Source organism: Listeria goaensis (assembly GCF_900186125.1).
Lineage (GTDB): Bacteria > Bacillota > Bacilli > Lactobacillales > Listeriaceae > Listeria > Listeria goaensis.
Genome location: NZ_FYBQ01000006.1, coordinates 99,863 through 114,628, shown reverse-complemented (window position 1 = coordinate 114,628; position 14,766 = coordinate 99,863). Strand labels below are relative to the sequence as shown.

General features: G+C 38.0%; 14 protein-coding genes. 13 read left to right on the top strand and 1 reads right to left on the bottom strand.

The genetic code is table 11. The features are described 5' to 3' along the window. Positions 1 to 2 precede the first annotated feature (2 nt). The 9 genes from CFT42_RS08825 (at position 3) to CFT42_RS08785 (ending at position 9,541) form a co-directional block, all read left to right on the top strand. On the top strand, positions 3 to 1,061 hold the full coding sequence (locus tag CFT42_RS08825; RefSeq protein ID WP_088815933.1) for a hypothetical protein: 1,059 nt from the start codon (positions 3 to 5) through the stop codon (positions 1,059 to 1,061). Further along, positions 1,058 to 1,867 (top strand): ABC transporter permease, encoded by an 810-nt coding sequence (locus tag CFT42_RS08820; RefSeq protein ID WP_088815932.1) that lies wholly within the window; start codon positions 1,058 to 1,060, stop codon positions 1,865 to 1,867. The genes CFT42_RS08825 and CFT42_RS08820 overlap by 4 nt, the downstream gene beginning before the upstream one ends. A gap of 15 nt (positions 1,868 to 1,882) precedes the next feature. Next, positions 1,883 to 2,836: an ABC transporter ATP-binding protein gene (locus CFT42_RS08815; protein WP_088815931.1), complete on the top strand. Its 954-nt coding sequence runs from the start codon at positions 1,883 to 1,885 to the stop codon at positions 2,834 to 2,836. 993 nt (positions 2,837 to 3,829) lie between these two features. Further along, a complete protein-coding gene (locus CFT42_RS08810; protein ID WP_088815930.1) occupies positions 3,830 to 5,590 on the top strand; it encodes an ABC transporter ATP-binding protein in 1,761 nt (586 codons plus the stop codon). Next, on the top strand, positions 5,587 to 6,255 hold the full coding sequence (locus tag CFT42_RS08805; protein WP_088815929.1) for an efflux RND transporter periplasmic adaptor subunit: 669 nt from the start codon (positions 5,587 to 5,589) through the stop codon (positions 6,253 to 6,255). Before CFT42_RS08810 ends, CFT42_RS08805 begins: the two co-directional genes overlap by 4 nt. 58 nt (positions 6,256 to 6,313) lie before the next feature. Next, positions 6,314 to 6,955, top strand: a complete 642-nt coding sequence (locus CFT42_RS08800) for an ABC transporter ATP-binding protein (protein ID WP_179946581.1) — start codon at positions 6,314 to 6,316, stop codon at positions 6,953 to 6,955. Then, positions 6,949 to 8,136 (top strand): ABC transporter permease, encoded by a 1,188-nt coding sequence (locus CFT42_RS08795; RefSeq protein ID WP_088815927.1) that lies wholly within the window; start codon positions 6,949 to 6,951, stop codon positions 8,134 to 8,136. The genes CFT42_RS08800 and CFT42_RS08795 overlap by 7 nt, the downstream gene beginning before the upstream one ends. A gap of 206 nt (positions 8,137 to 8,342) precedes the next feature. After that, positions 8,343 to 9,020 carry a Crp/Fnr family transcriptional regulator gene (locus CFT42_RS08790; RefSeq protein WP_088815926.1) on the top strand — a complete coding sequence of 226 codons (678 nt, stop codon included), beginning with the start codon at positions 8,343 to 8,345 and terminating at the stop codon, positions 9,018 to 9,020. A 38-nt stretch (positions 9,021 to 9,058) separates the two neighbouring features. Continuing rightward, positions 9,059 to 9,541 (top strand): hypothetical protein, encoded by a 483-nt coding sequence (locus CFT42_RS08785; protein WP_244169952.1) that lies wholly within the window; start codon positions 9,059 to 9,061, stop codon positions 9,539 to 9,541. Between the two features lie 143 nt (positions 9,542 to 9,684). On the opposite strand, the gene CFT42_RS08780 is transcribed toward CFT42_RS08785, so the two are convergent. After that, on the bottom strand, positions 9,685 to 10,758 hold the full coding sequence (locus tag CFT42_RS08780; protein WP_088815925.1) for a DUF871 domain-containing protein: 1,074 nt from the start codon (positions 10,756 to 10,758) through the stop codon (positions 9,685 to 9,687). 132 nt (positions 10,759 to 10,890) lie between these two features. Between CFT42_RS08780 and murQ the strand changes: the two genes are divergently transcribed. The 4 genes from murQ (at position 10,891) to ytvA (ending at position 14,734) form a co-directional block, all read left to right on the top strand. Next, a complete protein-coding gene (murQ, locus tag CFT42_RS08775; RefSeq protein WP_088815924.1) occupies positions 10,891 to 11,775 on the top strand; it encodes an N-acetylmuramic acid 6-phosphate etherase in 885 nt (294 codons plus the stop codon). A 12-nt stretch (positions 11,776 to 11,787) separates the two neighbouring features. After that, positions 11,788 to 13,236 carry a PTS transporter subunit EIIC gene (locus CFT42_RS08770; RefSeq protein WP_088815923.1) on the top strand — a complete coding sequence of 483 codons (1,449 nt, stop codon included), beginning with the start codon at positions 11,788 to 11,790 and terminating at the stop codon, positions 13,234 to 13,236. A 159-nt stretch (positions 13,237 to 13,395) separates the two neighbouring features. Beyond that, a complete protein-coding gene (locus CFT42_RS08765) occupies positions 13,396 to 13,881 on the top strand; it encodes a tetratricopeptide repeat protein (protein WP_088815922.1) in 486 nt (161 codons plus the stop codon). Between the two features lie 73 nt (positions 13,882 to 13,954). Continuing rightward, positions 13,955 to 14,734 carry a YtvA family blue-light photoreceptor gene (gene ytvA, locus CFT42_RS08760; RefSeq protein WP_088810822.1) on the top strand — a complete coding sequence of 260 codons (780 nt, stop codon included), beginning with the start codon at positions 13,955 to 13,957 and terminating at the stop codon, positions 14,732 to 14,734. Positions 14,735 to 14,766 lie beyond the last annotated feature (32 nt).

The window sequence follows — 14,766 nt, the reverse complement described above, 5'->3', positions numbered from 1 at the left end:
AATTGGAAATTAAGATGAGCGAACTGAAGTATGAGCAGGACGAGCTGCGATTGACATTCAAAATGAAGAAGCGAGAATTAGGAAAAAATTATGAGTATGCCTATTACATTTATCAAGACGGCCAAGTCATTGAACGGATTTGGTACGCGGATTTTGAGCAACAAGAGCAGCTCACATTTAAACCGATATATAGCGGCGGCTATCAAGTTCGTTTATTTATTCGGGAAAACGAGACGGTTATTTTTAATCAATTATCGAACATTTTATGGATTGATACGCTGCATAAGAAGCAAATTGAAACCACGCTAGCGGCGGAAAAAGTGTTCTTTAGCGACCACCCTGTTAAATATCTTTTTCAAGCTGGCAATAATGATGCGCACTACTTAGTACTTTCTTTTTCAGGACTCTATTCCACCGAGTTTCAAGGCGGGCCGCCCGTCTATAATCACATGCGCACACTTAAACCAGTCGCAGCACATAAATTATTTATTTTAGATTCCTATCAAAATCAATTTTGCTATTATGTCGGTTTTGGCGGCGAACAACAATTTGAACGGAGCGTCATAGCGCTCATTATGATGGTTGCTAACAAGTACGGCATACCGGCTGAAAATATTATTGCGACAGGCTCAAGTAAAGGCGGCGCCGCAGCGCTTTATTATAGCTTCAAATACCATTTCGGCAAGGCGATAATTGGTGCCCCGCAAGTCTATATCGCGAAATATTTGGAGCAGCGTGCGACTTCTGCATCTATGCAGGAACGGTTTAACCGTTTCCTCGGGCAAGACCCATTTTTTGGCAAACGTTTTTGGAATGGGCTAATTTTAAATCAAGCGCTTAAACAGCAATCGTTTCCCGAACTTCACTTCCATGTAGGAAAAGGCGATTTTCATTACTCCAAACACCTTCAGCCACTACTTAAACGGCTAGATGAGAAATCGGTTCCGTATAAGCTCGACCTCGGAGAGTACGAGAAACACAGCGATACCGGCATTTATTTCACGCCATTTTTGCTCAGGAAAGTTCAGGAAATCGTCATGAGGGAAGAGGAAAAACATTGAAATCTTTATTATCCTGGGGAAAAATTCAAGTTTCAAATTTAGACAAAGTCATTCTGATTGCCCGCTTTGACCAGAAAGCGACCCACCAAAATCACGTTTTCGGACTTCTTTGGGAATTTTTAAGTCCAGCCATTCAAATTATTATCTACTACCTAGTTTTTGGGATTCGTTTAAATGGTCAAACCGTCATACATTCAGATATTCCTTATATTTATTGGATGCTGACGGGGCTTATTCCGTGGTTTTACATAAGCTCAAGTATTGTTTCTGGTGCAGGATCGATTACACGAAATTTAAATTTAATTGCTAAAACGCATTTTCCGGTCGAAATTTTGCCAACAATTGCAGTTGTAAAAGGTTTAAATGGCTTTTTTGTCATGCAAAGTCTGTTTTTAGTTTTATTCATTAGCCAAGGTTTCTTGCCAACGCTTGAATGGCTCCAGCTCATTTATTATTTTCCTTGCATGTTGTTGTTTTTACTTGCGCTTTCCGTATTAACATCAGCAGTTACGGTCATTTTTCGCGATTTACAACTTTTTATTACGTCTGCTATGCGCTTATTATTTTTCATTTCAGGAGCAGTGGTCAATGTAGCCGCGCACCCAGACTCACTTTTTACCAAAATATTAACGTTGAATCCATTTGTTTACATTATCGAAGGTTTTCGCGATGCACTTCTTTCAAGAGGCTGGTTTTTTGATGAGCCTTTTCGGGCGGTGTACTTTTTTTCATTCGTACTCATTATTCTGCTGACGGGAATTTATATCACAAACAAATACCGAGCCAATTTTGTCGAGTACATGTAACAGAAGGAGGACGCCATGCGCAAGAGAAGAAAAACAAGAACTAAACGCTATCACTACCACTTTCCGCCAGATATTGCGGTTCAAGTTGACAATGTCTCCAAGCTATTTTCGTTAGACCAAAAAAAATGGTACCACTTCTCACTCCCGTTTTCCAAAAAAGAGGAAGTTTCCTATTTTCAAGCTTTAGAAAAAATCTCTTTTGAAATTAAAAAGGGAGAGTGCATAGGGCTAATTGGATTAAATGGATCTGGGAAATCAACATTAGCGAGCCTTATAGCCGGCCATTTAGCGCCAACAAATGGAACCATCAGACGAAACGGGGCTGTTTCCCTTTTAGCCATCAATTCTGGACTAAAACCCAATTTAACTGGCATTGAAAACATTCAATTAAAGTTGCTTTTGATGGATTTTAAGCAAGCTGAAATTAAAAAACGAATGCGGCAAATTACCGAGTTTGCCGAGCTGCACGATTTTATTCACCGTCCGTTAAAACAATATTCAAGTGGCATGCGTGCCAAACTAGGTTTCGCTATCGCCATTCAAACGAATCCTGAAATACTAATCATTGATGAGGCGCTCTCAGTTGGAGACCAAACGTTTTACCAAAAGTGTCTTAAAGAAATTGACCGCTTTAAAGAGGACGGTAAAACCATTTTTTTCGTGAGCCATGCAATCAGTCAAGTAAAGGAAATTTCGGACCGAGTGGCGTGGCTCCATTATGGTCAATTGAAAATGTTTGGAGAAAGCGAAGAAACCTGTTTAGAATACAGCAAATTTATTCATCATTTCAATAAAAAAACGCAATCTGAACGTCAAAAAGAGCAGCAAACAATGATGGCAGAGCAAAAGCGGAATATGAAACGGAAAAATGATGTTCAAGCGAATACTAAAATCTGGCACCGCATTGCAACTTTCACCATACTATTTATCATCTTAATTGGAAGTGCATGGAAAATTGTAACGGGATAAATGCCAATCTGCTTTTAAGTGAGTTTATTATAAGTTAAAGCGATAGAACCAAACTGGTTTTATCGCTTTTTTTAGCTCTTAAAGAAGCAAATAGAAAATTGGGGATAAGGGGACAAAAAATGTGAAAGTTTTCATAAAATCTTTACAGTATTTTAGTGGGATTTTTTCTACAATTGTAGAGGTAATGGAAAGGAGGGGGAAAAATGGCGAGTATTTGGGAATGGCTTACTAGCACGAAGCTTTTTGAAAATGGAGAGCTTAACTGGTCTGTACTTAAGGAATTATTCAATTTTCTTTTTTAAAGGAATTGAAACTTTGTTAAAGGAGGTGTAAGGACATGCAATTTTTTCTAGATCTTATTAAAGCTATTCAACAATTTAAAGTGGATGTTTTAAATTATATTGATAGTTTGTTCCAATAGTACAAAACAAGTACAATGTCAAGCGTTTTTTTTGGTTTTTGTATCTGTAAAACGTAAAATTGTTCACTTTCCTTCTACAGATTTACAGTACACAACAGTATAGAATGTTAATGTACAGGAGGTGAGCACGTATGCTTTGGTTACAAATGTTACAAGAAGTTTTAGCATATTTGAAAAAATTTGCTGATATGAATGCATAATTAAAAAAAAGGAAAAATTTTAAGGAGGTGAAAAAACATGGGATTCATTCAAGGATTTGTTGCTTGGGTTGGTTTAGCCGTTATGGGCATTAAATATGCTGTCGAAGGCATCTGGAATATTTTAGTATAATTTTAGCGGAGAGATAAGTGCAAATTGTGTACTTATCTCTTTCATTAATCAAAAGGGAGAAATGATATGTTATCGTTTTTTATTGCTTGGCTTGGTCTAGGAGTTGCAGGAATTAAAGAAACTCTAATTGCGTTAATCAACATTTTACTATAATTCTTACTAGAAATTGCACTTTTAAATATTAAACTCGAAGAAACTGTATACAAATTAATTTGTATACAGTTCTTTATCAGGGAGGAAAAATGAAGAGTCAAGAAAGTCATTACAGCTGGAAAAAATTTGGAAGTTTAATTTCACAAAAGACGGTTTCTAAGCCGCTGTTCGCTACTGCGATTGTTTTCTCTGTAATCTCAACAATTGTTTCGCTATTTGTACCACTTTTTGCTAAAAATTTTATTGATGGTTTCATGGGTAAAGATTTCGATTATAATATTGTTTTTTACTTACTTATTTTATTTGCTGTACAAGTAGTTTTAAGTGGTTTTGCGATTTATATGCTAAATTTAATCGGCTTGAAATTAGTTCTTGCAATACGAGATAAATTATGGAACAAAATTCTTTATTTACCCATTCGTTTTTTTGATAATACAAACTCTGGTGAATTTGTTAGTCGAATGATTAACGATACAGGGCTAATTAAGTCGCTTGTGTCAGACCAGTTTCCACAAATTATTAACGGCACAATTACGTTAGCCGGTACAATAACAATCTTACTTGTTATGGATGCAAAATTAACAGTTATTTTATTTATTGCTATCCCAGTTCTCATTTTGTTTGTAGCACCTTTAGGGAAGAAACTATTCGTTATTTCAAAAGGATTGCAAAAAGAGACGGCAGCATTCAGTTCGAAAATTTCGCAGGTTGTGGGCAATGTTCGTCTAGTGAAAGCAACGACTTCTGAAAATTTGGAAGTTAAAAATGGACATAATGACCTTATGAAACTATTTCATTTTGGGAATCGAGAAGCCAAAATTAATGCGATTATTAGTCCGATAACCGTGTTTGTCGTTATGGGAATTTTAATCGGTATTATTATTTATGGTGGTATTCGTGTCAATGCTGGAACACTAACGATTGGGACATTGATCGCCTTTTTAATATATGTTTTTCAACTTTTATCTCCAATTACTTCATTCGTGACATTTTTCTCTCAACTTCAAAAAGCAAAAGGGGCTACGGAGCGAATTTATGAGATTTTAAATGAAACGTCGGAAAACTTGACGATAGGAGACAGTGTTTCATTTTCTAATAAAAGCATCTCAGCTAAAAATTTATCATTCTCTTATGACGATGAAAATAAAGTGATTGACGATGTTTCTTTTGAAAGTAACCCGGGCGAAATGATTGCATTTGTTGGCCCAAGTGGCGCTGGTAAATCGACTATTTTTTCACTGCTTGAACGATTTTATCATCCGACTGAAGGCAATATTTTTATAGGTGAACATTCAATGAAGCACATTTCATTAGAATCTTGGCGTTCACAGTTTAGCTATGTTTTACAAGATAACTTATTGCTATCTGGTACGATTCGGGAAAATTTAGTTTATGGCTTAAAACATCAAGTAACAGATGGAGATTTGTGGCAGGCGCTTGAACTTGCTTACGCAGACAGTTTTGTTGATGCGTTGCCTAAAAAATTAGATGCTGAGGTCGGCGAAAATGGCGTGAAACTTTCAGGCGGGCAAAAGCAACGTATTACAATTGCAAGGGCATTTTTAAGTAAAGCACAAATTTTACTTTTAGATGAAGCTACCGCTAGCCTAGATGTGAGGACGGAGCAATATGTACAGAAATCATTACTGCAATTAATGAAGCGCAAAACGATTTTTGTTATTGCCCATCGCATTGATACAATTAAGCATTCCAATAAAATTATTTTTGTAGATAAAGGACGGGTAACTGGGCAGGGCACGCATGATGAGCTGATTAAAAGTCATGAGTTGTATGCTTCTTTTATTCAAACGCGCTTTATCAATGACGAAATAGATGAGGAGAAGGCATGAAAAAGAAATTATTTTGGACGCTTGGAATTATTGTTGTAATTATTATCGTCGTACTGGTAATAGGTGTTTATTTAAGCGGCAATAATTCAACCGATTTAGCCAAAAACAGTGATGTAACAACGAAAGTGAAAGAAAGTACGGTAGAAGTGAACGCAAACGGAACGGGTACGATTGTGCCGAAAAACGAACAATATCCGGATTATAACGATTTAGAGTTGAACCTGCAAATTGATGAGATGGATATTCCGCAAGTGAAAAAAGGACAAGAGGTGGAGATTGATGTTACGGCTTTTCCTGACGAAACTTATAACGGAACGGTCGAATCGATTTCTGAAAAAGGAAATGTAGAAAATAATGTGGCTGTGTTTACGGTGATGGTTACCTTGAAAGATACTACTAAGTTAAAGGCGGGGATGACGGTGTCGGGCTCGATTCTCGTGAACAAAAAAGAAAATGTGCTAAATATCCCGATTGAAGCGGTGCAAAAAAACAGTACCGGAAAATATTATGTGTTAGTGCCGAAAAAAAATAAAGAAAACCAAACGAAAAAAGTGAAGCAAGTTATCGAAACTGGTATCCGTAATGATAATATCATTGAAGTTAGGAAAGGCTTGCAAAAAGGCGAAGAAATATTATTACCTTCAACGTCTTCAAATTCTGAGTAAGCAGAGGGGAGAAATTGTTGTGTTAATTGATTTAAAACATATTTCTAAGTCCTATCAAATGGGAAATGAAACTTTGCAAGTGTTAGATGATATTACTTTTAGTGTAAAAAGTGGTGAATTTTTGACGATCACGGGGCAATCGGGTTCCGGAAAGTCGACACTCCTTAATATTATCGGCTGTCTAGATTTACCGGATAGTGGTGATTATTATTTGTCAGGTGAAAAACTTTTAGGTATGTCTGATAACAAATTGGCGGCAGTACGAAATAAGCAACTCGGCTTTATTTTCCAGCAATTTAATTTGCTTACGAATTTATCTGTTTTGGAAAATGTCGAGCTTCCTTTAATTTACCGGGGAATTGGGCGTTCTGAACGGATAGAAAGAGCGAAGCATTATATTTCGCAAGTTGGCCTGGCAGATAAATTTCATCACTTGCCTAATCAATTGTCTGGCGGACAACAACAGCGGGTGGCGATTGCACGAGCTCTAGTAGGTTCACCAGCAATTTTACTTGCCGACGAGCCCACTGGTTCCTTAGACTCTAAAAACGGTTGGGAAGTATTAAAGATGCTACAAACAATTAATCAAGAAGGTCGGACAATTATTATGATTACCCACGATAAAGAAATTGCAGATGAAGGTACAAGAACTTTAAAAATGCAGGACGGCAAGCTCATACAGGAGGTAGACGTATGCTGATTTTTCAAAGCTTGCAGATGGCTTTAAAACAAATTTTTGCTAGAAAGATGCGTTCTTTTCTGACGATGTTAGGAATAATTATTGGCGTAGCTTCTATTATTTTACTTGTTTCTCTTGGGAAAAGTGTTAGTTACGGAGTGAATCAGCAACTAGGTGATTTAGGTTCGAACTTAATTACGGTTTATAATAACTCCACAAGTAAAACTAACCAACTTGATTTAGAAGATGTTTCATCGTATGAGCAAATTGATGGTGTTTCGCATATTTCACCTGAAATTGATGGCAGTGCTAATGTATTAACTGATCAGGGGGGGAAAGTATTTAGTGTTGTCGGGACAAACGAACAATTTCAGCAAGTTCATAGCGTTAAGCTCGCTGAAGGAAGATTCCTGTCTGCGGTAGATATAGATAATAGCCAAAAAATCGCAGTAATTGGTCATGATATTGCCTCTGAAATATTTGGATTCGCTAACCCAATTAATCAAACGATAAAAATAAATGGTTTTAATTATCGTGTAGTGGGCGTTACTGAGAAAAGTGGTGAATCTTTGCTAGGTTCAACTGACAAAAAGATTATTATTCCTATTTCATCGGCGGAACGGCTTCTTAAAACACAAACGATAAATACGATTTATTTACAAGCGAATTCGCCTGAAAAAGTTAATTTTGTCATTAGCATTTTAAAAAGTCGTTTAGCACTAAAATTTAAAGATGAAACTAAAAATAGTGATAGTCCTGTTTTCCAAATTGTGAATCAAAAAGAAATTTTAGATACGTTTAACACGATAAATACGCTACTTACTAATACGCTAGGTGCTATTGCTGCCATTTCACTTATTGTAGGTGGCATTGGGATTATGAATATTATGCTCGTTTCTGTCCAAGAGCGGACGAAGGAAATTGGGATTCGCAAGGCATTAGGTGCAAAGCGCAGTACAATTTTGAGTCAATTTTTGATTGAGTCTGCTGTGATTAGCGTGACAGGTGGACTTATTGGGATTCTGATTGGAATTTCTGGCGCACTATTATTTGGTGCTGTTGCAGAGGTGCCGTCTGGAATTAGTATGGGCGTCATTAGTTTTGCCTTTATTTTTGCGCTTGTTATAGGTGTTGTTTTCGGTATTTCGCCAGCAAATAAAGCTGCTAAATGTAAACCTGTTGAAGCGTTAGCATCTATGTGAATTTGGACAACTATAGAAAAATAAAACTCATGTTTAAAACAAATAAAGAAGCTGTAGTAATCAATTGTGAATATTTATTAATAAAAATGTGAATAAACGTAAAATTTTTGTGTTTTTTACTCCGAAAATTAAGGTTAAGGTCACTAAATTATTCGATATGATTATTTGCAGGGAGGGATATTCTTTGTAACGAGGAGTGACTTGAGATGAAATTTTTTGAACTACAAGATTTATTGGAAGAAGATAATGTAATTATTGACTATATTTTAAATAAGTGCCCCCACACGATAAGATACATAAAAAAATATCAGCGCATTAAGTTTAAAGAAAATAAAATGTACATTCAGAAATCTGGTTATTTTCAAATCAATTATATAGATAATAAAGAGATGAAGAAAATTTCCTTTAAAAATGCTGTTTGGGTGGGACATTTTTATAATGCAAAAGAAAATTTTATTGTTGAGGCGTTAACGGAAGCTACTTTAATTGTTTTAGATATAGATGAAGTTTTTGACATGTTGGATCAAGATAATTTATTGTCACATCTATTTTTCCTCCTACTGGAGCAATTTAGAGCAGAAATTGATATGTTTGAAGTTCAATTTCAACTTCGCCCAAAAGAAAGGGTGGCACGATTTATTAAAATGGTGAGTGATAAGATGGAGTGGACGGCAGACCATACGAAAGAGCTACCAAGGTTCTTTTCTATGGACTTTATTGCTTCATGTTGTGGCTGTTCAAGAAAAATCGTATCGAAAGCGTTGAATGAGCTTGCAGAAGAAGGGGCAATTAATATCTCGAGTAAACCATGGGTAGTGTTAAATGTGGAAAAATTAGAAAAATATTCCAACGATGACTTGCCGCTTGTGACCTCTTCAGAGTAATCTTCAGACGTAAGGAAGCTATTAATAAGGAGGCAGATATGACGAAAAATTTGCGAAATGTAATGAGCATACTTCTTTTAGTAAGTGTGACCATAATAACAGGTTGCGGGGAGCAAGCTACTTCTAATAAACCGGTCAAAGATGAGGAGCAGAGGCAGACGATGAAAAAAGAAAATGTAACAGAAAATAATTCTGAAGAGCAAAGTGCTGAAAAAGTAGAACAAATCAAGCAAATGCTAAAAGAGGGTCTACGTGATGGCGCTGATGTTAGTTATCAAGATAAACAATTTACTGTGATGATGACAAATGATAAATTAAAAGAATCGCTCAATAAAATTAAAGAAAATCCAGCTGATAAAAAATGGAAAAAGTTAATTAAAGCGTTTGAATTATTATCAAAACAAATTGAAACTAATTTAGCAAAAGGCTACACGATAAGATTGGCTGATCCAGAAGATATAAATAAAACAATGTTAACAATACTTGATGGGAAAGTGACATACGATTTTTCAAAAGAATAAGCTAGTTCAGGCTGATGACAAACGGTAAGCTTTGAAGTTCTTGCCACTGGTGCGGCAATTCCAAAGAATCTCACTATTTGTCAGCAGCCTGATTTTCTGTGAATATAGAGTTTTCCTTCCAGCCAAACTAAGCCGAGCCTAGTTTAGCTTTTTTGTTTCTGAGCTAGGCGTAATTTTATTTTTTGACCGCCTGTTATAAACGAAAGGCATTCATGATAGCGTTCATCGATTTGGCCGATTACATTGATTTTTTCGTTTGCAGGTAAATCAAATTTGGCAATATCAATTTCACCAGCGTAACGGCCGTAGTTTTGATTATCCATTGTGATGGCGCCACGTTTTCTTGGGGAAGTATTCTTCGGTGCGGGGGCTAAATTGCTAAGGGAGATGCGGCTTTCTTCAAGGCGGATTAAATCGCGGGCCTCGTCCATTCGGTTTTGGTCGCCGCGCTCTAAATGCGCACGAATTTCGGCAGGGACTTCGTCAGCTAGGATGCCAAGGAGGGACACTGTTTGGTGCTTTGAAAGCTCACGCCAAAATTCAAGATGGGTCGAATCAAGCGCGGGGTCGCCCACGTAAACATCATCGATTCCAAGGGAGAATAGTTCGAGTGTCGCCGCATATGGGGGCTTGTAGCGGTGCTTTTCAAGCGTCGGCAAGCCTTCGAAAAGCGGGTGGCGTTTCGCCGCGTCACCGGGTACAAAAGCGGAAATCCGCATCCCATTTTTCTTCAAAAACGTATTTTTCTCTTGAAAAAAAGCATCGCTAAGACCAGTTTCAGGCTTCGGGTAATAGTTGTGGAATGCTTCGATTTGTTTCATGTTGGCACCTTGTGCGTTTAGTTTGTCCAAAAGATCTTGGTCAATCGTGCTGGCATTTAAGTAAATGGCAATTTTGTGTGACATGGTGGCTACGGGGTGTGCGCCGATTCCGTAATCAATCCGCAAACCAGTGACGCCAAAGTCGCGAATTTGTTCGGCGGTTTCAAATTGCAGCCCAATTTTATGTAAAGCGTTTTCAGAAATGTCTAAAATGAGCTTCATTTGGTGTGCACGTGCGAGTTTCCCAAGTTCGGCCAGGCGTTCTCGGTAATCAATTTTGCTTTCCTCAGGGATATGTAGTGAGCTAAAAATTGTCGAAAAGCCGTTTGTGTGTGCTTGTGTAACAAATTCTGATGTATTTTCGGTATCTTGTAAATAAATACTAATTCCTAACATATTTTCCCTCCGTTCTAATACGTTCAGTATACTTGTTTTGAAACAAAATTTCAAATGTATGTTTTAAAAATAAAATAAAGTATTGAAATTTTATTTCAGAACGATTATAATCAATTTGTGAGGAGTGATACTATGTTAGAAAATTTGTCTACAGAAAAACGAAATGAGAAAACGCTCAATTTAGATGAGCTTGATGTAAATGAAGTTTTGGCGATTATGAATGAAGAAGATAGTAAAGTGGCGGCGAGTATTAAGCCAGCTTTGCCTCAGATTGCTAAAATTGTAAGGGGTACCATTAATAGCTTTAATCTTGGTGGTCGCCTAATTTACATGGGTGCTGGAACGAGCGGACGCCTAGGTGTACTTGATGCTGTAGAATGTGTGCCAACGTTTGGCGTGCCGAAAGAGCAAGTGGTGGGACTAATTGCTGGCGGCGAAAAAGCGTTTGTGGAAGCGGTAGAAGGTGCTGAAGATTCTATTCAACTTGGCGAGGATGATTTGAAAGCGATTTCGCTTACGAAAAATGATATCGTTGTTGGGATTGCTGCAAGCGGAAGAACGCCGTATGTGATTGGGGGACTCAATTATGCGCGTAGTGTAGGGGCTGTTACTGCTGCGATTTCGTGTAATCAAGACGCAGCGATTTCAAAACATGCGGATATTGCGGTAGAAGTTGTACCGGGTGCGGAAGTTTTAACAGGCTCGACGCGACTTAAAGCTGGGACGGCGCAGAAGCTTATTTTAAACATGATTTCAACGGCTGCTATGGTCGGTGTTGGGAAAGTTTACGGCAACTTGATGGTTGACGTATTGCCAACGAACGAAAAATTGGAAGAGCGTTCGAAACGTATCATTATGGAAGCGACGGAATGCACGTATGAGGAAGCAAGTGAAGTATACTTAGGAGCAGATAAACATGTGAAAACAGCGATTGTCATGCTTCTCACAAACTCAACCAAAGAAGATGCAGAACAAAAACTCGTAGCTTCGAATGGTTTTGTAAGAAAAACAATTTAGGGAGTGAGTCAGATGTCAAAAGAAGCAGAAATTGGTAAAAAGATTTTTGAAAATGTAGGTGGCATGGACAATGTATCGCGAATCGCACACTGTATGACGCGTGTTCGCTTAGGCATTAGAAATCCAGAAGAAGTAAATCTCGAAGATTTGAAAAAAGTACCCGGCGTTTTAGGTGTTGTAGAAGACGACACGCTTCAAATTATCGTCGGGCCGGGAGTCGTTAACAAAGTGGCTGCCGCAATGGCCGAAGATGCCGGTGTTAAAATTGGCGAAATGATTAATGAAAACTTAGACGGCGCTAAAAAATCTGGTAAAGAGTTAGTAGAAGAAAAAGCGGCCGCAACAAAAGCGAACATGAAAGCGAAACAAAATAATACGTCTGGTTTTAAACGTTTATTGAAATCGATTTCAAATATTTTTGTACCGCTAATTCCAGGTTTTGTCGGTGCCGGACTTATCGCCGGAATTGCCGCGATTCTAGCAAATAACATTGTCGCTGGGAACTTAGATGCCGGCACATGGACACAGTACGTTGATATTTTAAGCGTTATTAATAAAGGTATTTTTGCATTCTTATCTATTTATGTTGGGATAAACACAGCGAACGAGTTCGGCGGTACTCCCGTTCTAGGTGGGGGAATTGCTGGTGTGACAATGCTCATGGGACTTGCAGAAGGTCATGTCATTACAAATATTTTCACAGGTGACCCTGTTGTAGCAGGACAAGGCGGAATTATCGGCGTATTATTCGCCGTCTGGTTAATGTGTGTACTTGAAAAAGCATTGCGTAAAGTGATTCCGAATGCGATTGATATTATTGTGACACCGACCATCGTCTTACTCGTTATTGGTCTTATAACAATCTTCGTCATCATGCCAATTGCTGGGCTAATTTCAGAAGGATTAGTATCTAGTATCAATTGGACAATCGAAGTTGGCGGCGTATTTGCCGGATTTATACTAGGAACATTGTTCTTGCCAATGGTCATGCTTGGTCTTCACCAAGTGTTAACCCCGATTCATGTTGAAATGATTGCTCAAACAGGTGCAACATTGCTACTTCCAATCCTTGCAATGGCAGGCGGCGGACAAGTTGGGGCATCCGTTGCACTTTGGATTCGTTGCCGCAAAAATAAACCTCTCGTTAATATGATTAAAGGGGGATTACCAGTAGGAGTTTTAGGAATTGGCGAACCCCTTATCTACGGGGTAACAGTACCACTTGGACGCCCGTTCATTACAGCCTGTCTAGGCGGCGGTATCGGCGGTGCCGTAATTGGTGCGTTTGGTAACGTAGGTGCCATCGCAATTGGACCATCAGGTGTCGCGCTTATTCCACTTATTGCAAATAATATGTGGGGAGCATATTGCATCGGCCTACTTTCAGCCTACATTGGCGGTTTCATTTTAACTTATTTCTTTGGAACGCCAAAAGATGCTATGGAAGCAGTAGAAGAATAAATTTGAAAGCCTTGCGTTCACGCCGAATCGAACGCAAGGTTTTTTTGACCAAAAAGAGTCTGGATGTTAGTTATTTGTTCACTTTTGTTGAAAAATAGGGTAAGGTAGCTTTGAGGAAATTGCATTTTAACGTCAATTTGTGTGAAAAAGGTGAGGAATATGAACAAGTTGTTAGAAGAGGCGCTAGGGGATAGAGAAAATGGTAATTTGAAGAAGTCGAATCAGTTGCTGCTAAAGTTACTTGAAACCGAGCCAGAAAATCCATACGTTTTATACCAAGTTGCTTGGAGTTTTGATGTTTTAGAAAAAGAAGGAGAGGCAATTGCTTTTTACGAAAAAGCGATTCAAAATGGCTTAAGTGGAGCAGATTTAGCTGAGGCGTATTTAGGTTTAGGCAGTACTTATCGTGCGCTAGGGAAATATGATGTCGCGGAAGAGGTCATTCGAAAGGGCAGGCAACAATTTCCAAATAACTATGCGCTCAGCGTTTTTTATGCGATGGTGCTACACAATTTAGAAAGGCATTCTGAGAGTGCGGAAATTCTGCTTCATTTATTGGCCGAAACGTCGAGTGATGAAGCCATTATTGCGTATAAAAAGGCGATTGTTTTTTATGCGGATAAACTAGATAGAGTATGGAAATGATAATTTTTTTACGTTAAAAATTCCTTTTTGTAAAAAAATGAGTTAAAGTAAGTAGGAAAGGGGGCTTTTGCCAATGAAAGACTATCCAATTCCAGCTAGTATTATGTATAAAGCTTTGCGCTTATCCCCGTCTTCCGTCATCATCGCAGATCCTCAAATTTCTGGGACACCGTTTATTTTTGTGAATCAGTCTTTTGAAAAATTAACCGGGTACTCAAAAGAAGAAATAATTGGTAAAAACGGGGCTTATTTACAAGGAGCAGATACGAATCCTGAAGCTTTAAACCGAATTTCTGAAGCGATTAAAAATAAAGTGAGCGTTACGGAAATTGTGAAAAACTATAAAAAAAATGGTGAACCCTTCTATAATGAATTGACGATTCAACCCATTTGGGACGAAAATGAGCATCTTTATTATTTCGGCACGCAAAAAGATGTCACAGATATTGTTCGTCTGCGTGAGGAAGTTCAGCGCCATGAAGAAATTATTGAACTATTAAAACCGCCGACTATTTTATTAAGTAAACAAATTGCGATTCTTCCAGTGAGTGGATATGTTCGCGAAGAAAGTTTCGATTTATTATGTGAGAAAAGCAGTCAATGGCTGTACGATAAAGAAGTGGAAACGTTGCTGTTTGACTTTACAGGCACGCAAAAAGGTTATGATGGCTTTATTCAAGCGATTCACGCTTTTTGCAAGCAATTGCAACTTTTGGGCATTCAAGTGATTGTGACTGGACTTAATTCGGAGTTGGTGCAAGAATGGTCCTCTAATCAGGCTTGGCGCAAGGAAGTGAAATTCTATGCTACGGTTTATCAGGCGCTGCGCGAATTACAATTTGAAATGAAATAAAAGAAGCCGTCGGGATATATCCCGACGGCTTC

Bases quoted from the DNA above. Each gene is read 5' to 3' on its own strand.
- CFT42_RS08815 (WP_088815931.1), top strand. From the start codon at position 1,883: ATGCGCAAGAGAAGAAAAACAAGAACTAAACGCTATCACTACCACTTT.
- CFT42_RS08810 (WP_088815930.1), top strand. From the start codon at position 3,830: ATGAAGAGTCAAGAAAGTCATTACAGCTGGAAAAAATTTGGAAGTTTA.
- CFT42_RS08805 (WP_088815929.1), top strand. From the start codon at position 5,587: ATGAAAAAGAAATTATTTTGGACGCTTGGAATTATTGTTGTAATTATT.
- CFT42_RS08800 (WP_179946581.1), top strand. From the start codon at position 6,314: ATGGGAAATGAAACTTTGCAAGTGTTAGATGATATTACTTTTAGTGTA.
- CFT42_RS08795 (WP_088815927.1), top strand. From the start codon at position 6,949: ATGCTGATTTTTCAAAGCTTGCAGATGGCTTTAAAACAAATTTTTGCT.
- CFT42_RS08790 (WP_088815926.1), top strand. From the start codon at position 8,343: ATGAAATTTTTTGAACTACAAGATTTATTGGAAGAAGATAATGTAATT.
- CFT42_RS08785 (WP_244169952.1), top strand. From the start codon at position 9,059: ATGACGAAAAATTTGCGAAATGTAATGAGCATACTTCTTTTAGTAAGT.
- CFT42_RS08780 (WP_088815925.1), bottom strand. From the start codon at position 10,758: ATGTTAGGAATTAGTATTTATTTACAAGATACCGAAAATACATCAGAA.
- murQ (WP_088815924.1), top strand. From the start codon at position 10,891: ATGTTAGAAAATTTGTCTACAGAAAAACGAAATGAGAAAACGCTCAAT.
- CFT42_RS08770 (WP_088815923.1), top strand. From the start codon at position 11,788: ATGTCAAAAGAAGCAGAAATTGGTAAAAAGATTTTTGAAAATGTAGGT.
- CFT42_RS08765 (WP_088815922.1), top strand. From the start codon at position 13,396: ATGAACAAGTTGTTAGAAGAGGCGCTAGGGGATAGAGAAAATGGTAAT.
- ytvA (WP_088810822.1), top strand. From the start codon at position 13,955: ATGAAAGACTATCCAATTCCAGCTAGTATTATGTATAAAGCTTTGCGC.